Genomic DNA, 21476 nt, shown 5'->3' with positions numbered 1-21476 from the left:
ACGTAGGAGGCGGGGAGGGATTGAGATCGGGGGCCAGAGGTCGTGGGCCATAGCTCGTGGAATAGGAGGACAGAGATAGCAGCTCAGCAATCCTGCGGCCGATCAATATCCTGCACTATGCCTTTATCCGTCAGTGGCAGCAGGTATACATCCTGCGGGTTGTCGGTCAGCAGGCGGCGGGCGCCTTCGTCACCCTGACACTGAGTCAGTGCGCAGGCGTAGCTGCGGCTGAAGCCGACCGGGTGGCCGTTCAGGGTTTTGCCTGTGTCTGTGCGCTGCAGTATCGGGCGTACAATTTTGTGCTGGTTAAGGGCTGCGGCCACGCGCTGATAGGTGGCTGGCTGGATAAAGGGCATATCGGCCAGCGCAATCAGCCAGCCATTCCAGTGCTGGGTGGCGTGTACGCCAAAGGCCAGACTATGGCCCATGCCCTGTGCCGCTTCCGGGCAGATGCCCCAATCGATACTGAGTTTATCCAGAGCATCGCCCCATTGCTGGTCACCGGGGCGCAGCACCACAAACAGCGGTAAACCGCTGGCGCGGATCTGCTGTAATGTCGTGAGCAGCATCGGCTGCTGTGTACCCTGTGGCTGGCGGATTTCGGCCAGACGCTTGTCGCCGCCAAAGCGTTCGCTCTTACCGGCGGCTAACAGAATCACGCCAATCGGGGCATCGGTGTTGCTCATATTCAGACAGTGCTCCGCACAATCGAAGGCTGATGACAGTACCACAGCAGGCCCAAAGGGAATACGCCGTATTAGCTGCGCTGCGGACGTTCCGCCAGCAGGTGGGCAAGCACCGACAGGGCAATTTCGTACGGCGTTTTACTGCCGATATCCAGACCGATGGGCGCATGGAGGCGTTGCAGCTGAGCAGCGCTGACGCCCAGCCCGGTTAAGCGCTCACGGCGTTTAGCGGAGGTCGCCAGCGAGCCCATGGCGCCGATATAAAAGGCCTGGGTGTCGAAGGCGTCGAGCATGGCCATATCGTCGAGGCGCGGGTCGTGGGCCAGCGCGACAATAGCGCTGTGCGAATCGGCAAAGCGCTGGCTGATCAGGGTATCGGGCATGGCGCACAGCAGCTCGGCGCCGGGGGCGTCGAAGCCCTGCAGGAATTCCTCGCGGTGATCGCAGATGGTCACGGCAAAACCGGCCGGTTGTGCCAGTGCCGCCAGGTGACGGGCGACTTCGCCGGCACCGACAATCAACAGCTGATACGACGGCTGAAACGGTTGGATAAAGCATTCAGAGGTTAACCGACAGGTTTGCGGAGAATCATGTTGCAACAGTGTCAGGCGCTGCTCTGACGCATGCAAACTCACCTCGCGCACAAAGGGCGTGCGTGAACTCAGCCAGGCCAGCATCTGCTGAATACCGGCCAGATCGGCTTTACCCAAACGCTGCAGCAATATCTGCAGATGACCACCACAGGGCAGACGATAGCGCGCCTGCTCGGCGGCATTATCACCAAACAGCAGCAGCTGTGGCTGGCTGCCATCCACCTGACCGGCGCGCAGCCGGGCAATCAGATCTTCTTCGACGCAGCCACCGGACAGCGAACCGGCCATACCGAAGTCGGCCGACCAGGCCAGCAGCGAGCCCACCGGACGCGGGCTGCTGCCATAGGTGGCAACCACAGTGGCCAGCCAGACCGGGCTGCCGGCACTCAGCCATTGCGCGGCGGAGTGCAGTACATGCTGATCAGTGCCTGGAGCAGACGGCTGCATACGTGCTCTTAGCCTTACGCCAGCTGCAACGGCAGACGACGCAGACGCTGGCCGGTGGCGGCAAACAGCGCATTGGCCACCGCCGGTGCCAGTGGCGGCACGCCCGGTTCACCGACACCGGTCGGATCGTACTGGTTGTCGGCAATATCGACCACAATCTGCGGCGCTTCCGGCATACGCAGCAGGGCGTAGTCGTGGAAGTTGCTCTGCTGTACGGCGCCGTCTTTCAGCGTGATATTGCCGTACAGTGCGGCGGTGAGGGCAAAGTTAATGCCGCCTTCCATTTGCGCGCGGATCATATCCGGGTTAACCGCCTGACCGCAGTCGACGGCGCAGACCACACGCTTAACGCTGAAGGTTTTACCCTCAACCTGCACATCGGCAATCTGTGCGACCCAGGTGTTAAAGCTTTTATGAATCGCCACGCCCTGATGGCAGCCCGGCAGTGGCCGGCCCCAGTCGGCCAGTTGCGCAACGCGGCGCAGCAGGCTTTGCGCGCGCGGATGCTGTGCCAGCAGCTCAAGGCGGAAGTTCAGCGGGTCCTGCTTCTGCTGGTGGGCCAGTTCGTCGATAAAGCTCTCGGTCACAAAGCCATTGTGCGAGAAGCCCACCGAGCGCCAGTAACCAACGGGTACGCCGGGTTCGCTGTGGATAAAGCGCACGTCGATATTGCCCAGCGCGTAAGGTACGTCGTTGGCGCCTTCGTAGCCGGAGCTGTCTTTCGGCGCCAGAATGCCTTCGCCCAGCTTGCCGGCACCGGCCAGCATCGGGAACATCAGTTTCGGCATAAAGGGATACTGCGCCGGGGCGGCATCGCCGACAAACCACTCGAACACTTTCGGATGAGCAATGCGGTGCTGCCAGCCGCTGGCTTTGCCATCGGCGCCAATCGTTGCCTGCAGACGATGCAGGCTGGCCGGGCGATACCAGTCGTGGGCGGTGTCTTCTTCACGGTTCCAGATCAGCTTCACCGGCTGTTGCAGGCGGTCGGCAATCACTGCGCATTCGGCGACGTAATCCTGCAGGATACGGCGGCCAAAACCACCGCCAATCCAGGTGGTGTGAATCACAATGTCATCGAGGCTGTAGCGGCTGTGTTTACCGGCCGCGACCCGCGCCATGCTGGCCGACTGGGTTGGCGCCCAGACTTCCATACCATCGGCGTCGGCCTTCACCACGCAGTTCTGTGGTTCCAGCGTGGCGTGGGCCAGATAGGGCAGCTGATACTCGGCGGTTAAGGTGCTGGCGGCCTGTTCGGCGGCAGCGTCGAAGTCGCCGTCGTCGCGTACCTGTTCACCGTCTTCGTTATCCAGATCACGGGCGTACTGGGCAAAAATGGCGTCGCTGCTGGGCGCGACCTCCGGCGTTTGCCACTCGATCTGCAGTAACTGCTGTGCCTTACGGGCCTGCCAGTAAGAACGGGCAACCACGGCGACTCCTGAGCGCCCGGCGGCTTTCAGCGGGAATACATCAACCACACCGCTGGCGGCTTTGGCCGCGCTGCTGTCGAGGTTTTTTACCGTGCCACCAAAGGCCGGCGCGCGGCTGATTACGGCATAGAGCATGCCCGGCAGTTCAACGTCGACGCCATAGACAGCCTGGCCCGTTACTTTCTGCAGGGCATCCAGACGTTTGTTGTATTTACCGATATAGCGGTATTCATCCGGCGACTTCAGCGCGGTGTCTTCCGGTACGGCAAAGGTGGCGGCAATGCTCGCCAGTTCGCCGTAGCTGAGGGTTTTACCGTTGCTGTGAATCACCTGACCGTTGTCGCAGTGCAGGGTGCTGGTGTTCTCCAGCGCCCAGACCTGAGCGGCGGCCTGCTTCAGCATTTCACGCGCGCTGGCACCGGCCAGACGGATGCGTTTAAAGCTGCTGGCCACACTGGTGGAGCCACCGGTGATCTGCAGTTTGTACAGCGGGTTATCGTAGGCGCTGCCGACGCCGGCAAACTCGACCTGTACCAGCGCGGGGTCGACTTCCAGCTCTTCGGCCAGCAGGGTGACCAGACCGGTATAGGTGCCCTGACCCATTTCTACGCGGTCGAGGATAAAGGTAATGCGGTTATCGGTGTCGATGCGCAGCCAGGCATTGCTCTGCCATTCGCCGGCGCTGACCATGCCCTGATTTTTCATGCCGATGGCGGTACAGCCGGGCAGGGCAACACTGAGCAGCAGGCCACCGGATGACAGGGCGCTGGCTTTTAAGAAGGAGCGGCGGCTGAGACCGGTGTTGGTATAGGTGCTGGTGCGTAAGGACTTATCCATGGCTCAGCTCCTCTGAATTGGTCGCTTGCGGCAGAGTGACTTCACTGAACAGCTCGCCGTTGCGCGCTGCCTGCGGATGGCTGACGGCGGCGCTCATCATGCCCGCCGCTTTATGAATGGCAGAACGGATGCGCGGATAAGTACCGCAGCGGCAGATATTGCCGCTCATGGCGTTGTCTATATCGGCATCGCTGGGATTCGGGTTACTGGCCAGCAGGGCGGTGGCGGCCATGATCTGTCCGGACTGGCAGTAGCCACATTGCGGTACGTTCAGCTCCAGCCAGGCCTGTTGTACCGGCGTCAGCTGCTGTGGCGTGGCGTTGGCCGGGCTCAGCCCTTCGATGGTGGTGATGTTCTGCCCGGCAACCGCCGACAGCGGCATAATGCAGGTGCGGATTGGCTGACCATTCAGATGCATGGTACAGGCGCCACACAGGCCCGCACCGCAGCCGAACTTGCTGCCTTTTAAGCCCAGAACATCGCGTACCACCCACAACAGTGGGGTATCGCCCTCAACATCCAGTGTGTGTTCCACACCATTTACGGTCAGCCTGATCATGGTTGCCTGCCTGTCGCTTATTTTTCGGATGGGTAAAACTCTAAGTGACCCAAGGTTACCACTGAATTAAAATCAGTAAACAGTTGAAATGCACCGTTGCACTGACCAGCACTCAGCGCGCCGGATTGACGCGGCTGTGAGTCTCGCCATCGAATAAAAATAAGGTTAAGCCATGAACAATGCCGTGCTTTATCAGTACGAAATATCCCCATTCTGCGCCAAAGTCCGGCGCGTGCTGCAGCTCAAAGGGCTGGATTATCAGGTTCACAATATCGGCGCGCTGGGTTCACAACTGGGCGAGGTCAGGCGTCTGAGTCCGCAGGGTAAGTTGCCGGTACTGGAGCTGGATGGCGAGCGCATGGCGGATTCGAGCCTGATTGTGCGTGAACTGGAGCGGCGTTTTCCGGCGGTTGTGCCACTGATACCAGACGATGAACAGCAGCGTGCACAGGTGCATCTGTGGGAAGACTGGGCCGATGAGAGCCTGTATTTCCTTGAGGTGTACCTGCGCTTTGCGGTGAAAGAAAACCGCGGCTACTGGGCAGGGCGTGTCTGTGCCGCCGATCCGGCCTGGTTTGCCGCCATTGCCCGGCCGATAGTGCCGGCAACCATGATGAAACAGCTGAAAGCCCAGGGCATGGGGCGTAAATCATTGGCGCAGGTGTTAGCGGAACTCGATCAGCACCTGCAGATGCTGAATGCCCTGTTATATGGGCGCGACTGGCTGGTGGGGGAACAGCTAACGCTGGCCGACATTGCCGTGGCCGTACAGTTACAGGCGATAGCGGCGACGCCACAGGGGCAAAAGGCGCTGCAGGGCTATCCGCAAATCCAGCTGTGGCTGGCACGCAGCGGTGAGCCAGCCACTGAATAAACAGGACAGATCGGGTCATAACGGACCTGTGGTGGATCAATCCGGGCCAGTTGCGGCTCAGGCAGAGAAAGAGGGCTGACAGCAGAGAGCGACTGTTGTAAAAACAGGCCAGAAATATAGAACGATGGTTCTATATTGTTGGTAAAAATAATAATAACCTCTGACTTCTCTGAAGCGGAGGTCGCTCGTTCTCTGCACAGGTGACCCTATGAAAGCCCTTCTTAAAACACCCCTGAAAACACCCCTCGCATTCTCTTTTGGTCTGCTGGCTTCCGCCGGTGCGCTGGCCATGAGTTCAACCCCGCCAAGCGACCCTATTACCGATTTTCAGAACAGCTGGGCCGGCAAAGCACTGGCTCATCAGCGCAGTATCGATATGAATTCGCCGCTGGCGGATAACAGCATGCTTGGCTCGCACAATACCTATAATTCCTCGGTCTACAGCGACCCGACCCGTTATATTGATCCGCAGCAGAAGCACTCCATCTACGATCAGCTGCGTATCGGCGCGCGCTTTATCGAGCTGGATGCACACTGGACTGCGCATACCCACGGCTGGCCGTGGGAGTGGGGTACCGACCTGCTGCTGTGTCATTCCGGAATTGGTGCCGAATGGGGCGACCTGCATGTGGGTTGCAGCCTGACCGACCGCCGCGTCAGCGATGGTGTGCAGGAAGTGGCCAACTGGCTGAACGAAAACCCGCAGGAAGTGATCATTCTGTATTTTGAAGATCACACCGATGGTCATCATCAGGAACTGCTGAACATTCTGAACAGCAAACTGAACGGAAAAATCTACGCCAGCAATGGCTGTAAGAGCATCCCATCCAACCTGACCAAAGCTCAGGTACGTGCCGCCGGTAAACAGGTTGTGCTGTGGAAAGACGGTGGCTGCTCGGATAACAGCGGCATGAAAAACCTCGCCTTTACCGGGCTGGGTGACATTGGCCGTACCTGGGAAGACCGCACCGCCGTGGGTGCCATTGGTGCCTTCTTTACCGGTGGTGCTGTGAGCCGTATCGAAAGTGCCGACGTGGTGCAGGCGTTTAAAAACGGCGTGAATATCGTCAACCTCGACAAGCTGACCTATAACGACGGCCGTATGGCAGCCGGTGTCTGGTCATGGGATAACGGTGAGCCGAATAACTACAACGGCAATCAGGATTGCGCCGTGCAGTGGGGTAATGGCCGCTGGGATGACGCAGACTGTAACAGCAACCATCACTTTGCCTGTGAAGACAACAACGGCAACTGGGCGATCAGCGCCTGGGCTGGTCGCTGGACCGATGGTGCGCAAGCCTGTTCACAGTTAGGTGGCAGCTACCACTTTGCTGTACCGACCAACAGCAAGGCCAATGAAGCGCTGAAAGCGGTTAAAGGTGGTATGAGCCATGTGTGGCTGAATGCTTCTGACCGTGCGCAGGAAGGTAAGTGGGTGGCGAACTGAGTTTGCTGCCTGATTAAGTAAAAGCCCTGCAGAGGCAAAATACGGTTCACTAACCAGCCGGTTGATTGCATGTGAACAGCCTTTGCGGGGCAAGCCCCTGCGCCCCAATCCGGGGAACTTCTCCCCGGGCCCCTGCTTTGCGCTTTCTGGCCCGTGATCCTTATTCACTCGGTTTTTACTGACCACGCGTATATTGGCCATCCATGGCCACATACGCTTGTCTGGCATCCATGCCAGACAGATCTTAAAAACTATCGCTCATGGCGGCGGGCCCAGAGGCGCGGTTTATCTCAGCCGTAACGCCGTTTTTATCGAACAATAATGTCCGTTCTGAAAAGCCGCTTGGAGGAATAATCAATGCGCCTGCAGGACGCCGGAATGAAGAGCACTGAGCCGGTACGTCTCTGCATGGATGCAGAGCGAGCGGATAGGGCCATGGATGGCCCATTATCCGCGTTGCCGTGACCGAGGTGGTCTGAATGGAGGAAAAAGGCCTGCACAGCGCGAAGCTGGGGTCGGCCCGCCGGCAAGGGGATAAGTTCCCCTGGGAGGCATTGGGCGTTTCAAAATGATTTAAAACGTTGAGTGAACAGTATTACGTAAATGAAGATTTTTTATTGTTTGCAAGCTTCTCTAAAACTTGTTGTTAAACACCAGCATTAACCTGCTCGCCAACAACACGTTCAGCCGCTGGCTGATAACGGTTACGGCGTTTAAAGGTCGCCATATCATTAAACGGTACTCCATTCTCACGCATCACTTTATGCGCGGCTCTGGCCGTCAGCTGGCGGATATAAAAGGGCTCGCCAACCACAAAATGGTGAATGCCGTGGGTGCTGCCGAAATTAAAACAGAATACCTGCAGCGGCCAGAACAGCGGGTTGGTTAATACCTGTGTTTGCTGCAGTACGGAATTAACGTTGCCGTAGTAGTGCATATTCGAGCTGATAAAGTTAATGCTGAACGAGCGCAGATAAAACGGTGCAATTAATACCACCACCCATTTATCCAGCAGTTCAAAGCGTGTCAGGGTTTCGGCCGACCACGCCGGAATAACACCAAAATAAGGCGCAATCAGATTAATCGCATGGTAGCCCAGTACGCTGTACCAGATGCTGGCGGTGATCCATGGCAGGGGAAAGTTCGCGGCCAGCACACGGGCAGCGTGATACAGCTTTTTACCCTTCGGCGCTTCGACCAGCGCGCGGGTGAAATTACCAACAAAGGTATCCAGCATAATCAGCCAGCGCAGTGGTCCGAAGGTGCGGCCATTGCCGATACCGCGCTCTTCGATGTCGGCCTCGGTACCTGAGGTTTTATGATGGAGAAAATGCAGGTGGCGGCGAATCCAGGGGTTAATTGTTCCCGGACGGAAAATCCACACACCGGCCATCATTAAATGGTGAATCAGTTTGTTGTTTTTAAAGTATTGCCAGTGAATTAAATCGTGCTCCAGCTCATGCAGCAGCGAGGTTAAAAAGGCAACGGCGGGAATACACAGCCAAGCGCTGATCATGCCCTGCCAGTAAGCAAAGCCCGTCAGCAGAATAGCGCTGATGGCAAACAGAAAAACGCTCATACCAATAAGATTCTGATTAGCGAGAATCGGGTAGCGGCGGCGGGCATCATCACCGGCAGCACGGATAACGCTGCGGATGGTTTCAATACGCTGCGCATCGGACTGCTGCAGCGTATTTTTCCCGGACGCCGGTGAATCCGGGATATATTTTTTTATTATGCTCATAACCTGTTTCCTGTTGCGGATAATCCTGTCACTCCGGCGGCTGCGGTAAAACAGTGCAAATGGCCGCCGGTTCAGAATGTATTAGCCGCTAATCCGGTTGTTAAGGCTACCTTAAAAGCGTTAAATGGCCTTAAACCCTATGGTTTTTGTCCGAAAGACCCGGTTTATGGTCCGCACACCACTCAGGAAAGACGATGAGCCAGCTACAGCAACAGGCAATCTACCCCGGTGCAGAGTTGTTTCTGCTGAAGCAGTTTATGCGCCGCGAAGGTATTGTTCCGGCGCAGGCGCTGCTTGGTACCGGGCTGGATGAAGCACAGCTGAGCCGGGCCGGCTCGCTGGTATCGTCGGAGCAGTTCGACCGGATTTACCGCAATCTTTATCGCCTGGCGGCGCGTGCGGATTTTGGTCTGTCACTGGGGCAGGCGCTGAATCTGTCGCGCTGGGGGTTATTGTCGGCGGCGCTGTTCAGCAGTAAAACCCTGGGCGATGCACTGGCTACCGCCAATCAGCTGCGGGTGTTATTGCGCAGCCGTTTTACCCTGACGGCCGCGATGCGTGAGGGTAGTTATGATATTGAAGTGCGCAAACGCGAGGGCATGGAATATCCGCTGAATTCGGTGTTTGCCCATGAAATGCTGTTCACCAGCCTGCAGGTACAGATTGCTCAATTACTGGGCCGCGAATTTTATTTCACTGAAATTCGTCTGAATTATCCGCCACCACCTCACGCGGCAGACTATGAACGTTATTTTGCCGCTAAGGTGCAGTTTAATTCACCGGTCAGTGGTTTCTGCATCGACCGCGATACCATGCATCAGCCCCTGCCTCTGGCGAATCCGGCAGCCAAACAACAGGCCATGCTGGTGGCCGAGGCCGAACTGAAACGGGTGCTGCAGGTACAGAAGGGTGATATCGGCTGGCAGGTGCGGGCATTGATCCAGGGCAGCGAACAACGTCTGGCATTAGATGATGTTGCCGCCGGTTTAAATCTTTCGCCGCGCACATTAAGACGAAAATTACAGGAAGCGGGGCTGACCTTCCGCCAGATCAGCGATGAAGAATTACTGAAAAAATCCATGCTGCTGTTGGATGACCAGCAACAGAAAGTCAGCTCTGTGGCCAGGGCCTGTGGCTTTAAAGATCTGCTCAGTTTCCGCGAAGCCTTTAAACGCTGGAGCGGTATGACACCTCAGCAATACCGGCGGCGCTGATACGGCAGATTCAGCGTTGAGGTATTCAGAGGCTTTTTAATTCACCAATAAAACGATAGCCAACGCCGGCATCGGTTTCGATATAAGCAGGTCTGGTCGGGTCGTCACCGAGCTTATTTCGGATCTGGCGGATAAAAATACGCAGGTAATGGCTGTCTTCAATATGACTGTCACCCCAGTATTTGCGCAGCAGATATTGCTGCGTCAGTATTTGCCCCGGGTGCTGGATCAGCTCCAGCAATAATTCATATTCCCGCGGTGAAAAGCGGATGCGCTCACCATCAACGCTGACGGTGCGCGAGGGTAAATCCACTTTTAAATGACCGTCGTCGTAGCCCATGGGCGCCTGTTCTTTTCCACTGGTGCTGCGCAGTACCGCACGGATGCGGGCCAGTAATTCTTTTACGCCGAAGGGCTTTTCCACATAGTCGTTACAGCCGTTATCCAGTGCTTCGACTTTTTCCCGTTCGCTGTTGCGCACCGATAACACAATGACCGGCGTTTCGCAGAAAGTGCGTAATTCACGCAAAACCTGCTGGCCATCGATATCGGGTAAACCAAGATCAAGAATAATCAGATCCGGTTGCTCCAGCGCAATCTGTTCAAGCCCGCGGCGGCCGGTATCGGCTTCGCTCAGCTGATAGCCCTGCGATTCCAGACTGATGGTTAAAAAGCGGCGGATCTGCGGTTCATCATCAATGATCAGAATGCGCGTCATAGCGTTCCCCGGTTGGTGTTATCCATAGGCTCAGCATTGTTTCCAGGCACGGCATTATCCACAGGCAGGCTGAGGCGGAAACAGGTGCCCTGTTCTGCGGAGCTGTAAAGAATATTGGCGCTGCCACCATGGGCGGCGAGAATTCCCTGACAGATGGTCAGGCCGAGGCCGGTGCCGCCGGTCTGCTGATCGCCTTTGGCGAGGGTAAAAAACATATCAAAAATATGCGGCCAGTGTTCTGGCGGAATACCCGGCCCGGAGTCGGCAATATCAATCAGCAGACGGTTGCCGCTGGCATGGGCATTAATCTGAATATTTTTACCGGCCGGGGTGTAGCGCACGGCATTTTCCAGCACATTAAAGGTGGCCTGTTCCAGCAGTGCGGCATGGACGTAGAGCAGGGGTAATTCCGGGTCTATGTGGGTAATAATCTGCTGGCCGTCGAGTAATGGCTGCAGGCGTTTAAGAGAAACGCTGAGTATATCGTCGATGCCGGCCCAGTCGCGCTCCAGTTTTAATTCACCCTGACCGATCTTGGTCATATCCAGTAATTTCTGAATATAACGGTCGAGGCGGCGTGCTTCCGACAGTGTATTTTTTAACAGTTCATCCTGTTGTGCTTCGCTCAGGCTTGGGCGCAAATCACACAGGCTGCTGACCGATCCGATCATGGTGGCCAGTGGTGTGCGTAAATCGTGGGAAATGGATGACAACAGGGCCGAGCGTAATTGTTCGCGCTCTTTAATCACGGTTTCCTGCTGCAGATTTTCGACCAGTAATACCCGGCTCCAGGCGAGGCGCAGAATTTCGGCGGTGGCTTCAATACGGGTTTTCAGCCAGGCATTCACCGGCGTTTTCAGTGGTAACTGAATTTCGTGCAGATGCTGATCGTTGTCGCACAGCACGATATGAAAACAATGATTATTCCAGTGGCTGCTTAAACTGCCTTTCTTAACACCGTTGCGTTCGTTGCTGGCGCGGGTGTGGACAACGGACTGGGTGTCAGGTGCCAATAAATCGGGTCGGAACAGGGCCTGTACTTCCTGCAGAAAAATATTAATCAGTTCTCCGGCCTGCACACAGGAAGCCAGTGACTGTGCCAGCATCATCTGTTGTTTGGTCCAGCGTTCGCTGCTTTGCAGGGCATCGACTTTTTCCCGTAAACCCGCGGCCAGCTGGCCGGTAACCAGCGCGACCAGAATCAGCAAAGAGGCGGTGAGAATATCTTCGCGGTGCAGAATAAACAGGGTGAAATGGGGCGCGGTAAAAAAGAAGTTGTACGACAGAAAGGAGACAACCGCGCTCAGCAATGCCGGGCGGATGGCGGTGGAGACGGCCGTGAGCAGTACCGCTGCCAGATAAAATAAAGCAAGGCTGGCGGCCGGTAAAAGATCGGAAAAAAACCAGCATACCAGCGTGGCCAGTAACGGCGCCGCCAGCGCCAGTAGCCAGTGTGACCAGCGCCACCTGCTATTATCGTTCAGCAGCATACAATCATCCTCTCCAGAATACCGGGCTCAGCAGCACCATGACGGTAAGCAGCTCCAGACGTCCCAGAATCATGGCAAAACTGAGAATCCATTTTGCGCCATCCGTTACCTGAGCAAAGTTACCGGCCGGGCCAATCATATCACCTAAACCCGGGCCGACATTGCTCAGTGCGGTGGCGGCGCCGGTAAACGAGGTAACAAAATCCAGTCCGGTAGCCGCCAGCGCCAGACTGGTAATGGTCAGGGTCAGAAAGAATAAAAATGAGAACGCGACGGCCGACACCATAATATCGTCGGAGACGGTTTTCCCGTTGTAGCGGATAGAAAAGGTACCGCGCGGATGCACCAGTTTATTCATCTGATCACGCAGAAACAGCCATGACAGCTGAAAACGGAATATCTTCATGCCGCCACTGGTTGAACCAGAACAACCGCCAATAAAGGTGACAAAAAAGAACAGACAAACACTGAATACGCCCCACATGGTGTAATCCTGTGAGGCATAACCCGTGGTGGTAATTACCGACACAATATTAAAAGCTACATGGGTGAGCGTGGTAAAAAAATCACGTTCCTGTGTCAGCGATAATTGCAGGGTCAGCAAGGCAATCAGGGCGAATACGATCAGTAAAAATCCGTACACCTGCTGATCGCGCAGTGCGCTCAGACGCTTTTGTGACACAAAGCGGATAAACAGCGTAAACGGCATTCCCCCCAGCAACATAAACACCACCGAAATCCACAGAATGGTGCTGTTAAAACGTCCCATGGAACTGTCATCGGTGGCGTAACCACCGGTTGAAACGGTGGTCATGGCGTGGTTAATGGCATCAAAGGGAGTCATACCCGCCAGCCAGTAGCAAAATGCACAGAGCAGGGTAAAACCACAATAGACCGACAGCAGAGCCCGGGCGAGATCGTGGAAACGCGGCAGCGATTTATCCGACCAGTCGGAGGATTCAGTCTGGAACAGACGCATACCACCGACGCGCAGAAACGGCAGAATCGACACCGCCATACCAATCACACCAAAACCCCCAATCCACTGCAGCATTGAGCGCCACAACAGAATGGAGGGCGGCAGGGTATTAAGCTGCGACAACACCGTAGAACCCGTCGTGGTAATGCCTGACACCGCCTCAAATACGGCATCGGAAAAATTCAGCGGATGGTTGGCGAGAATCAGTGGCAGGGCGCTGTAAAGTGACAGCATCAGCCAGCTCAGGCTGGTCAGCAGATACAACTGGCGCGCGTTTAAGGCAAAGGGACGGTTCAGGCCCGGCACCACCAGCGTGCAGCCAATTAACGTAACGATGCAGGCAGCAAGAAAGAACGCGCGGTACTCACCGTCACCGCAGAATAAAGAATACAGGGCCGGTACCAGCAACAGAGCGGCTATCACAAAGGCCAGCAGACCACAGACAAATAAAACCGGACGAAAAAGCCTTAACACGCAGCACATCTCCCAGCGGACAGGCAACAACGCTATTGTCCGGCCGGAGGCTGTAAAAATTCGAGACAGCAAAGCGCGGGTTGCCGTAAAAATTCCGTAAGGGGAAATCCGTGAGCTAAGCCGAAGCGATGATGCGGCGGTAACCGGAGCAGGTTATCCGGATATTTATTTTTCAGAAGCGTTACTACAAAGCAGATGCGGTAACGCAGAGCATTTTGTTGCCCGTCATGGTAATAACTCTGTTTGAATTAGTGGCTCACCGGTGCGGCACTAACCGGCCAGGCAAGAGTGAAGGTTGTTCCTCCCTGAGCTGTGCGTTGGCAGAGCGCATGGCCGTTGTGGGCTTCTGTGATGGCTTTGACGACGGCAAGGCCAAGACCGCTGCCACCACTTTTCCGTGAGCGCGATGGTTCAACCCGGTGGAATGCTTCGAATATATGGTTTGCAGCGTCGTCGGGGATGCCCGGGCCTTCGTCTGTCACGCTCAGATAACATGTATTTTCTGCGTGATGAAGACGTATGGTCAGGGTTCCGGGGTCGGCATGCTGACAGGCATTTTCCAGCAGCGCCATGAGCGCCTGACGTATCCGTACGGCATCACACCAGACCTGCATTGTGCTATCGAGCAGCGGATTCAGCCTGAATCCTTTGGCGTGTAACTGGGGAGCGAAAGAATCAATAACCGCATTGATTTCCTCTGCCAGCTTCACTTCGGTCTGATGTAACTCCAGATGGCCGCTATCGTTGAGGCTCAGCACACGCAAATCTTCGATCAGGCGGTTCAGCCCTTCGACTTGCCGCAGCAGTCCCTGGAACAGGTCGCTGCTGGGAGTGAATACGCCTTCCGCCAAACCCTGCAGGCGACCACGCAGAATGGTAACCGGGGTGCGCAGCTCATGAGCCACGGCAGCATTCCAGAACTCGCGCTCGCGGGTCATATTCTGCAGGCGTTCGGCCATGGCATTGAAATCGCGCACCAGCTGAGCGGTTTCACCCATAGAATAACGCCCCATAAAAGCGCGGGCGTCCAGCTTGCCCTCCGCCAGTTCACGCAGACTTTCCGCCACCGAGTTCAGTGGCGTAAGAATCCGCCGTGACAAACGAACTGCGACGAACAACGCCATCACCAGAGCGGCAATGATGGTGCAGACGATCCAGATCATTTCCACCCGTGAAGGTACCCAGGTTTCGGAAATACTGTCCGGCAGGTAGGCCATTGCAATGGCATAGAATACGTAAGAACCAAACACCGACAGGAAAATGATGCCCAGTGCCATCAGCGCCAGCGACTGAATGATTTGTCTGCGTAACCCGGCCACTGGCTTCATACATCATCCCCCAGACGATAACCCACACCCCAGACACTGAGGGGAACTCCCTGAATCCCTGCGGCTTCAAGCTTCTTACGCAATTTGCTGATATGGCTGTCGACCGTGCGTTCCAGGCTGTCGCCTTCGGGCAGGCAGCTGACCAGCAGTTCTTCGCGGCTGAAAACACGTTTCGGCGCCCGCATCAGGCAGGCGAGCAGTTTGAATTCCGTGAGTGTCAGATCGAGTTTCTGCTGCTGATGATTAAGGAAGATGCTTGCTTCGTAGCTGTCCAGGTCGATCTGAAATTGCCCGACGCGCAACACCTGTGCCGTGGCAGGCGTATGATTCCGCGTACGCCGCAGCACGGCCTGTACTCTGGCGACCACTTCGGCCGGGTTGAATGGCTTAACCACATAGTCGTCTGCCCCTAGACGCAGTCCCATTAACTTATCGATATCCTGATCGAGGGCGGTGAGCATAATTACCGGTGTATCGCCCCGGGAGCGGATTTCGTTCAGAACATTCCAGCCATCCAGTTGCGGCATCTGCACATCAAGAAGCATGAGATCCGGCTTGCATGTCTGGTGCATGGCCAGCGCCTGATGACCATCGGTGGCGTGTTGCGTGCGCAGCCCGCTGCGTTGCAGATAAGCGATAAGGATATCGGCAATTTCGGTTTCATCTTCGGCAATCAACACGAGTGCCGGAGTTGCCGGGCCTGCAGGAGTATTAGTGTTGGACATGGATTGCTCTGACACTGAAACGGCCGAACATTATCACTCTCTCCATAAGTTCTCCACAAAGCCTCAAGTTCATCGCAACAGTTGCCCGTCATAATTCCGTTCTGGTTCTCAGGCGCGTGATAACGCGCCATTTGGGAGAGCGCTGTTCAGCGAGGCTGAGGAGAATATTTATGTATTTCAAGCAACGGCACTTAAGCATTGTGTCGGTAGCCGTAATTACCATGTGCGGACTGGCCGGTTGTGATGCGGCGGTACCGGCTCAGGAAACGCCTCCTCCGGTGGAGGTGTCGGTGATGACTCTGGAGCCCGGAGAACTGCTGCTATCCAAAGACCTGTCCGGCCGGGTAAAGGCTGTCCGTAATGCTGAAATACGGGCGCAGGTCAGCGGTATTGTACAACGTCGTCTGTTTGAACAGGGGGCTGAGGTTAAGGCGGGAGACGTACTGTTTCAAATCAACCCGGCGGTATTTCAGGCCGATGTTGATAGCGCAGCCGCTGCTTTAGAGCGTACCCGGGTCGTTCAGAAAAGGGCTCATCATGAAGTGAAGCGCCTTGCCCCGCTGATGCGTGCCGGTACGGTCAGCCGTCAGGTATATGATGATGCGGTGGCGCAACGTGATCAGGCTGTTGCTGACGTTTCCCAGGCTAAAGCAACGCTGGCACGGCATAAACTGAATTTGCAGTTTGCCCGTGTTGAAGCGCCTATCTCCGGGCGTATCGATCAGGCATTGGTCAGTGAAGGTGCTTTGGTTTCGCCGACGGACACCACCGCCATGGCAAGAATCCAGCAAATTGATCAGGTGTATGTGGACGTACGTCTGCCAGCTTCAATGCTGGAAGATATACGTCAGCAGGCTGCCTTTGACGGCCCGGAACCGGCCGTGGAAATCCTCAACAGCGATGGTAAGCCGCTTGGCATTCAGGGCCATATCCTGTTCTCCGGTATTGAAGTGGATGCCGGTACCGGCGACGTACTGCTGCGTGTGCTGGCCGAAAACCCGCAACATCGTTTACTGCCTGGTCTTTATGTCCGTGCCCGGGTTCCCCGTGCTTATTATCCTGCTGCGCTGACTGTTCCTCAGGAGGCCGTAACCCGTGCGGCGGGTGATGCCAGCGTGTGGGTGCTGGATGCTGAAGGACAGGTGCAGCCTGTCGCTATCGAGGTTGGCGAGCTGAGCGGGCGTTATTACCGCGTGGTATCCGGCTTGAGTGCAGGCCAGCAGGTGGTCATCGAGGGTATCGAACGCCTGAGCCCGGCCGCACAGGTTGTCGCACGCCCCTGGCAAAATGCCGCTGACAGTCAGCAGCTCAGCGCTGACGTGCACTGAATTTGGAGGCGTAGTTATGTCCCGGTTTTTTATTAATCGTCCGGTGTTTGCCTGGGTAATTGCCTTATTCATCATCCTGATTGGCGTGATCGCCATCCCGCAATTACCGGTCTCCCGCTATCCCCCGGTGGCGCCGGTGTCGGTCAGTATTTATGCCTCTTATCCGGGGGCTACACCGCGGACGCTCAACGACTCGGTAGTAAGCCTGATCGAGCGCGAGCTGTCGGGGGTAAAGAATCTGCTGTACTTCGAGTCATCCACTGATGCTTCAGGCAGTGCACAGATCACGGCAACGTTTAAACCGGGCACCGACGCCGAGCTGGCGCAGGTCGATGTGCAGAACCGCATCAAAGCTGTCGAGCCGCGACTGCCGCAAGCCGTGCGACAGAGTGGGCTGCAGGTCGAGTCGGCGTCTTCGGGCTTTCTGATGATGGTCGGCCTGACATCGCCCAGCGGCCAGTTCGATGAAGTCGCATTAAACGACTACATGGCGCGCAATATCGTCGAAGAGTTGCGCCGCATCGATGGTGTGGGGCGGGTACAGCTGTTCGGTGCCGAACAGGCCATGCGCGTCTGGGTCGACCCGGATAGGCTCAGCACCTATGGCCTGACCATGAACGAACTGGCTGCGGCCATTGAGCAGCAGAATGTGCAGATCGCTCCCGGACGCATTGGCGACGAACCCGCACTGCCGGGCCAGCGTCTGACCGTACCGCTGACCGTGCAGGGACAACTGACGGCCCCGGAGCAGTTCGCGGCTATTGTTCTGCGTGCCGGAAGCGATGGCTCAGCACTGCTGCTCGGTGACGTAGCACGGGTCGAGCTGGGGGCGCAGTCTTATGGGTTTTCTAACCGAGAAAACGGCGTAGTGGCGACCAGTGCGGCTATTCAGTTATCACCAGGTGCCAATGCCGTGCGTACCGCTGCAGCCGTGCGCGAACGTCTGGCTGAGCTGGCGCCGGGCATGCCGGCAGGCATGGCTTATTCGGTACCGTTCGATACTGCGCCTTTCGTCAAAGTGTCTATCGAAAAGGTGATCTATACCCTGTTCGAGGCCATGGTGCTGGTGTTTCTGGTGATGTTCCTGTTCCTGCAGAACCTGCGCTATACGCTGATTCCGGCCATCGTCGCGCCCATTGCGCTGCTCGGCACCTTCGCCGTGATGTTGCTGGCCGGGTTCTCGATCAACTCGCTGACCATGTTCGGTATGGTGCTGGCCATCGGCATCATCGTTGACGACGCCATCGTGGTGGTGGAGAACGTCGAGCGGCTGATGGCCACTCAGGGGCTGTCGCCGAAAGAGGCGACCATGCGGGCAATGAATGAAATCACCGGGGCAATCATCGGCATTACGCTGGTACTCACCGCTGTATTTATTCCCATGGCCTTCGGCAGCGGTTCGGTCGGCGTAATTTACCAGCAGTTCACCCTGTCGATGGCGGTGTCGATTCTGTTCTCGGCCTTCCTTGCACTGAGCCTAACACCAGCGTTATGCGCCACGCTATTGCGTCCGGTGAGCCCCGGCCACCATGAAAAACGCGGTTTCTTCGGCGCCTTTAACCGGGAATTCGGGCGTCTTACCGCAGGCTATGGTGCGCAGGTGGCGCGTCTGCTCGGGCGCAGCGGACGGATGATGGCGGCGTTCGCCGTGCTCTGTATGGTGTTGATTCTTGCCGCTCAGCAATTGCCCTCATCCTTTCTGCCGGATGAAGATCAGGGCTACTTCATGACCTCCATTCAGCTGCCCACCGGCGCTACCAGCGAACGTACGCTGGAGGTGGTGAAGGCCTATGAGGCACACGTCGCTTCACGTCCGGCGCTCGATGCCAACATGGTGGTGCTTGGTTTCAGCTTTGCCGGTTCCGGCCCCAATGCCGCGATGGCGTTCACCATGCTCAAAGACTGGGATCAGCGAGATGGTGCTGGCGCAGCGGAAGAAGCTGAACTGGCGCAGCAGGCTATGGCCGGTAGCGTCGAAGGTACGGTGATGAGCCTGATGCCACCGGCCATTGATGAGCTGGGTACCTCTTCCGGTTTCAGCCTGTTCCTGCAGGATCGGGCTAACCGTGGCGAGGCTGCCTTGCTGGCGGCGCAGGCACAGCTGCTGGAGCTGGCAGCACAGAGCGGGATCGTCAGTGACGTTTATCCGGATGGTCTGCCGCCCGGTGAAAGTATTCATCTTGAAATTGACCGGCAGAAAGCCGCGGCCATGGGTTTGTCTTTTATTGACGTGAGCAACACGCTGTCGGCGGCGATGGGCTCGCTGTACGTCAATGATTTCCCCAATGCCGGCCGTATGCAGCAGGTCATCCTGCAGGCTGATGCCCCGGCTCGTATGCAGCTGGACGATGTACTTGATCTGCGCGTGCGCAATACCAGTGGCGGTATGGTGGCGCTGCGCGAGGTGGTAACGCCGGTGTGGAGCGAGTCGGCGCAACAGTTGCTGCGCTTTCAGGGCTTTCCGGCAATGCGTATTTCAGGAGGTGCAGCGCCCGGTGTGTCCAGCGGTGCTGCGATGGCCGAAATGGAACGTCTGGTGGCGCAGCTGCCAAAAGGCTATGCCGCAGCCTGGACGGGGGCGTCATTGCAGGAACGCCAGTCGGCGGCGCAGGCTCCGCTGCTGATGCTGTTGTCGGCGCTGGTGGTTTTTCTGGTACTGGCGGCGCTGTACGAAAGCTGGTCGATTCCGTTGTCGGTGATGCTGGTGGTGCCGCTCGGCCTGCTGGGTGCCGTGGCCGCGGTGATGCTGCGTGGTATGCCCAACGACGTGTTCTTTAAGGTTGGCATGATCACCATCATCGGCCTGTCGGCGAAGAATGCGATCCTGATCGTCGAATTTGCCCGCCAGTTGCATGCAGAGGGAGCATCGCTGATCGAATCAGCGGTGACCGCCGCGCGCCTGCGCCTGCGTCCGATTCTGATGACCTCGCTGGCCTTTACCCTCGGTGTGCTGCCGCTGATGCTCGCCTCCGGCGCCAGTGCCGAAACCCAGCACGCCATCGGCACCGGAGTATTCGGTGGCATGCTCAGTGGCACTGTGCTGGCGGTGTTCTTTGTACCGGCTTTCTTTGTCTTTGTTATCGGTACACAGGAACGCTTCAGCGCCTGGCGCGTGCAACGCACTCAACGTGCGCAGACAGGGCGAAGCCTGTGATCTGTCGGTTGCTGATCCGGCCACTGTTTCAGGAATAAGTCTGGGATTTTCTGATCAGAGGCCTGCTCAGGTTATCTGGAAATGTGCTCATCAGGAGCATCACCGCACAATAGGGTGTATTAATCTTAAGTTTTTGATTGTAAAGGGAAAAATGGTGGGCCTTCCCGGGCTCGAACCGGGGACCTGGCGATTATGAGTCGCATGCTCTAACCAACTGAGCTAAAGGCCCTTGTGCGCTATCCGCTGCTTGTCTGCAGCAAATCCGGCAGTGGCTGCAGTCCTGCAGCTTTGAAAAGAGGCTGCATTATAAGCAGCTCTCAGTGTGAGTGCCACCTCTTTGATTTGCATAAGAAAAGTGTAGGGTGAGGCCACTGCTTGCCGGCTCTGGCCGGGTTGTTGTATTGATTGTTCTATTGATTGCTGTGCCGGCGGTTGTGTTGGTTGCTGTAGCCGCCGTCTGGCTTACAGCCAGATCAGCAGGGCGGATAACGTCAGTACGGAACCCAGGGTGCTGAGCAGAATGGTGCGCGACACCACCGCGGCATCCTGCTGATAAAACTCGGCCAGCATATAGGGGCCGGTACCCGTCGGCAGGGCGCTGAGCAATACTGCGGCACTGGCCCACAGCGGCGGCAGGGCAAACACGTAGGTGGCGAGCAGCCAGGTAAAAAGCGGATGAGCAATAAGCTTAATGCTGACCAGTGCGCCGGCGCCGCGGGTATTGCCGGGTTGTTTATGGGCGAGAAAAGCACCGAGTGAGATTAAGGCACAGGGCACAGTGGCGTCGCCGAGTAAGGTCAGCAGAGCACCGGCCACCGCCGGTACATCCAGATTCAGCAGGTTCCAGGCGATACCAATCAGTGGCGAAATCACCAGCGGGTTTTTCAGCAGGGCGATTCCTACTTTGAGCATCGCCTGACCGATTCCCCGGCCTTTCTGCAGGCTGACTTCGACACAGATAACGGCGATGGCAAACAACAGGCTGACCACCACCAGAGTGGCAATCAGGGCCGGTGCCAGGCCGTTGTCGCCGAGCACAAACAGGCATAGTGGAATACCAACGTAACCGGTGTTGGCATAGGAGGCGCCCAGTGCCTCCAGACTAGCGGCAGACAGCGGCGCACCTCGCCGGGAGCGCCACAGCAGGGTGAGTACAAAAGTGGCGAGGGTGGCGAGGGTAAAGGTGAGCACAAAACCGCTGTGCCAGATATCGGCCAGCTGAGCTTTGGCGGTGAGGTTAAACAGCAGCGCCGGCAGGCACAGCCAGACCACCAGACGGTTCAGTTCGGAAGCGGCACTTTCGCCCAGACGGTGAGTTTTGCGCAGAATAAAACCGAGCAGGATCAGGCCAAAAATAGGCGTCAGGGTATTGAGAATAAAAGACATTTTAGTGCTACGGCATTGAGTACGCTGTCAGCATAGTGGGGTGGCTGCGACGTCACAATCTGG

At 56.8% G+C, this 21476-nt stretch carries 16 protein-coding genes and 1 tRNA gene; 5 read left to right on the top strand and 12 right to left on the bottom strand.

Features of this window, described 5'->3' with window-relative positions:
- Positions 1 to 83: 83 nt before the first annotated feature.
- From LGT44_RS04530 to LGT44_RS04515, 4 genes are all read right to left on the bottom strand, one after another.
- On the bottom strand, positions 84 to 686 hold the full coding sequence (locus LGT44_RS04530; RefSeq protein ID WP_230331307.1) for a nucleotidyltransferase family protein: 603 nt from the start codon (positions 684 to 686) through the stop codon (positions 84 to 86).
- Positions 687 to 757: 71 nt separating this feature from the next.
- Positions 758 to 1726 (bottom strand): XdhC family protein, encoded by a 969-nt coding sequence (locus tag LGT44_RS04525; RefSeq protein ID WP_230331306.1) that lies wholly within the window; start codon positions 1724 to 1726, stop codon positions 758 to 760.
- Positions 1727 to 1740: 14 nt separating this feature from the next.
- Positions 1741 to 3993: a xanthine dehydrogenase family protein molybdopterin-binding subunit gene (locus LGT44_RS04520; protein ID WP_230331305.1), complete on the bottom strand. Its 2253-nt coding sequence runs from the start codon at positions 3991 to 3993 to the stop codon at positions 1741 to 1743.
- The gene (locus LGT44_RS04515; RefSeq protein WP_225693034.1) at positions 3986 to 4552 is read right to left on the bottom strand and encodes a (2Fe-2S)-binding protein; all 567 of its coding nucleotides are present in this window, start codon (positions 4550 to 4552) and stop codon (positions 3986 to 3988) included. Before LGT44_RS04515 ends, LGT44_RS04520 begins: the two co-directional genes overlap by 8 nt.
- A 172-nt stretch (positions 4553 to 4724) precedes the next feature.
- On the opposite strand from LGT44_RS04515, the gene LGT44_RS04510 reads away from it, so the two are divergent.
- Together LGT44_RS04510 and LGT44_RS04505 are read left to right on the top strand one after the other, a co-directional pair.
- Complete coding sequence (locus LGT44_RS04510) at positions 4725 to 5426, top strand: glutathione S-transferase family protein (RefSeq protein ID WP_230331304.1); 702 nt, start codon at positions 4725 to 4727, stop codon at positions 5424 to 5426.
- A gap of 208 nt (positions 5427 to 5634) precedes the next feature.
- Positions 5635 to 6873 carry a phosphatidylinositol-specific phospholipase C domain-containing protein gene (locus LGT44_RS04505; protein WP_230331303.1) on the top strand — a complete coding sequence of 413 codons (1239 nt, stop codon included), beginning with the start codon at positions 5635 to 5637 and terminating at the stop codon, positions 6871 to 6873.
- Between the two features lie 646 nt (positions 6874 to 7519).
- On the opposite strand, the gene LGT44_RS04500 is transcribed toward LGT44_RS04505, so the two are convergent.
- Positions 7520 to 8617, bottom strand: a complete 1098-nt coding sequence (locus LGT44_RS04500; RefSeq protein WP_230331600.1) for a fatty acid desaturase — start codon at positions 8615 to 8617, stop codon at positions 7520 to 7522.
- Between the two features lie 194 nt (positions 8618 to 8811).
- Here LGT44_RS04500 and LGT44_RS04495 point away from each other — a divergent pair, with 194 nt between their 5' ends.
- Positions 8812 to 9831, top strand: a complete 1020-nt coding sequence (locus LGT44_RS04495; RefSeq protein ID WP_230331601.1) for an AraC family transcriptional regulator — start codon at positions 8812 to 8814, stop codon at positions 9829 to 9831.
- A 25-nt stretch (positions 9832 to 9856) separates the two neighbouring features.
- Here LGT44_RS04495 and LGT44_RS04490 read toward each other — a convergent pair whose 3' ends face one another.
- The 5 genes from LGT44_RS04490 to LGT44_RS04470 form a co-directional block, all read right to left on the bottom strand.
- The gene (locus LGT44_RS04490; RefSeq protein WP_225693039.1) at positions 9857 to 10549 is read right to left on the bottom strand and encodes a response regulator; all 693 of its coding nucleotides are present in this window, start codon (positions 10547 to 10549) and stop codon (positions 9857 to 9859) included.
- Entirely contained in the window at positions 10546 to 12039 is a 1494-nt protein-coding gene (locus tag LGT44_RS04485; RefSeq protein WP_230331602.1) for a sensor histidine kinase, read from the bottom strand. The genes LGT44_RS04490 and LGT44_RS04485 overlap by 4 nt, the downstream gene beginning before the upstream one ends.
- A gap of 4 nt (positions 12040 to 12043) precedes the next feature.
- The gene (locus LGT44_RS04480; RefSeq protein WP_408033926.1) at positions 12044 to 13501 is read right to left on the bottom strand and encodes a TrkH family potassium uptake protein; all 1458 of its coding nucleotides are present in this window, start codon (positions 13499 to 13501) and stop codon (positions 12044 to 12046) included.
- Positions 13502 to 13740: 239 nt separating this feature from the next.
- Positions 13741 to 14820, bottom strand: a complete 1080-nt coding sequence (locus LGT44_RS04475) for an ATP-binding protein (RefSeq protein WP_230331604.1) — start codon at positions 14818 to 14820, stop codon at positions 13741 to 13743.
- Positions 14817 to 15545: a response regulator gene (locus LGT44_RS04470; protein ID WP_145466438.1), complete on the bottom strand. Its 729-nt coding sequence runs from the start codon at positions 15543 to 15545 to the stop codon at positions 14817 to 14819. Before LGT44_RS04470 ends, LGT44_RS04475 begins: the two co-directional genes overlap by 4 nt.
- 170 nt (positions 15546 to 15715) lie before the next feature.
- Between LGT44_RS04470 and LGT44_RS04465 the strand changes: the two genes are divergently transcribed.
- Positions 15716 to 16873 carry an efflux RND transporter periplasmic adaptor subunit gene (locus tag LGT44_RS04465; RefSeq protein ID WP_230331605.1) on the top strand — a complete coding sequence of 386 codons (1158 nt, stop codon included), beginning with the start codon at positions 15716 to 15718 and terminating at the stop codon, positions 16871 to 16873.
- A gap of 16 nt (positions 16874 to 16889) precedes the next feature.
- Complete coding sequence (locus LGT44_RS04460; RefSeq protein ID WP_230331606.1) at positions 16890 to 20027, top strand: multidrug efflux RND transporter permease subunit; 3138 nt, start codon at positions 16890 to 16892, stop codon at positions 20025 to 20027.
- Positions 20028 to 20179: 152 nt separating this feature from the next.
- Here the strand turns inward: LGT44_RS04460 and LGT44_RS04455 are convergent.
- Both LGT44_RS04455 and LGT44_RS04450 read right to left on the bottom strand, forming a co-directional pair.
- Positions 20180 to 20256: transfer RNA gene (locus LGT44_RS04455), tRNA-Ile, on the bottom strand.
- A 233-nt stretch (positions 20257 to 20489) separates the two neighbouring features.
- Positions 20490 to 21413 (bottom strand): AEC family transporter, encoded by a 924-nt coding sequence (locus tag LGT44_RS04450; RefSeq protein ID WP_230331607.1) that lies wholly within the window; start codon positions 21411 to 21413, stop codon positions 20490 to 20492.
- Between the last annotated feature and the right edge of the window lie 63 nt (positions 21414 to 21476).

This window comes from Thalassolituus alkanivorans (assembly GCF_020447205.1).
Lineage (GTDB): Bacteria > Pseudomonadota > Gammaproteobacteria > Pseudomonadales > Oceanobacteraceae > Venatoribacter > Venatoribacter alkanivorans.
Note: the sequence above shows the minus strand (reverse complement) of the source record. Positions and strands in the feature narration are given on the sequence as shown.

What these genes read in the sequence shown, in the direction of transcription:
- LGT44_RS04530 (WP_230331307.1), bottom strand. Translation starts at nt 686, where the DNA reads ATGAGCAACACCGATGCCCCGATTGGCGTGATTCTGTTAGCCGCCGGT.
- LGT44_RS04525 (WP_230331306.1), bottom strand. Translation starts at nt 1,726, where the DNA reads ATGCAGCCGTCTGCTCCAGGCACTGATCAGCATGTACTGCACTCCGCC.
- LGT44_RS04520 (WP_230331305.1), bottom strand. Translation starts at nt 3,993, where the DNA reads ATGGATAAGTCCTTACGCACCAGCACCTATACCAACACCGGTCTCAGC.
- LGT44_RS04515 (WP_225693034.1), bottom strand. Translation starts at nt 4,552, where the DNA reads ATGATCAGGCTGACCGTAAATGGTGTGGAACACACACTGGATGTTGAG.
- LGT44_RS04510 (WP_230331304.1), top strand. Translation starts at nt 4,725, where the DNA reads ATGAACAATGCCGTGCTTTATCAGTACGAAATATCCCCATTCTGCGCC.
- LGT44_RS04505 (WP_230331303.1), top strand. Translation starts at nt 5,635, where the DNA reads ATGAAAGCCCTTCTTAAAACACCCCTGAAAACACCCCTCGCATTCTCT.
- LGT44_RS04500 (WP_230331600.1), bottom strand. Translation starts at nt 8,617, where the DNA reads ATGAGCATAATAAAAAAATATATCCCGGATTCACCGGCGTCCGGGAAA.
- LGT44_RS04495 (WP_230331601.1), top strand. Translation starts at nt 8,812, where the DNA reads ATGAGCCAGCTACAGCAACAGGCAATCTACCCCGGTGCAGAGTTGTTT.
- LGT44_RS04490 (WP_225693039.1), bottom strand. Translation starts at nt 10,549, where the DNA reads ATGACGCGCATTCTGATCATTGATGATGAACCGCAGATCCGCCGCTTT.
- LGT44_RS04485 (WP_230331602.1), bottom strand. Translation starts at nt 12,039, where the DNA reads ATGCTGCTGAACGATAATAGCAGGTGGCGCTGGTCACACTGGCTACTG.
- LGT44_RS04480 (WP_408033926.1), bottom strand. Translation starts at nt 13,501, where the DNA reads ATGTGCTGCGTGTTAAGGCTTTTTCGTCCGGTTTTATTTGTCTGTGGT.
- LGT44_RS04475 (WP_230331604.1), bottom strand. Translation starts at nt 14,820, where the DNA reads ATGAAGCCAGTGGCCGGGTTACGCAGACAAATCATTCAGTCGCTGGCG.
- LGT44_RS04470 (WP_145466438.1), bottom strand. Translation starts at nt 15,545, where the DNA reads ATGTCCAACACTAATACTCCTGCAGGCCCGGCAACTCCGGCACTCGTG.
- LGT44_RS04465 (WP_230331605.1), top strand. Translation starts at nt 15,716, where the DNA reads ATGTATTTCAAGCAACGGCACTTAAGCATTGTGTCGGTAGCCGTAATT.
- LGT44_RS04460 (WP_230331606.1), top strand. Translation starts at nt 16,890, where the DNA reads ATGTCCCGGTTTTTTATTAATCGTCCGGTGTTTGCCTGGGTAATTGCC.
- LGT44_RS04450 (WP_230331607.1), bottom strand. Translation starts at nt 21,413, where the DNA reads ATGTCTTTTATTCTCAATACCCTGACGCCTATTTTTGGCCTGATCCTG.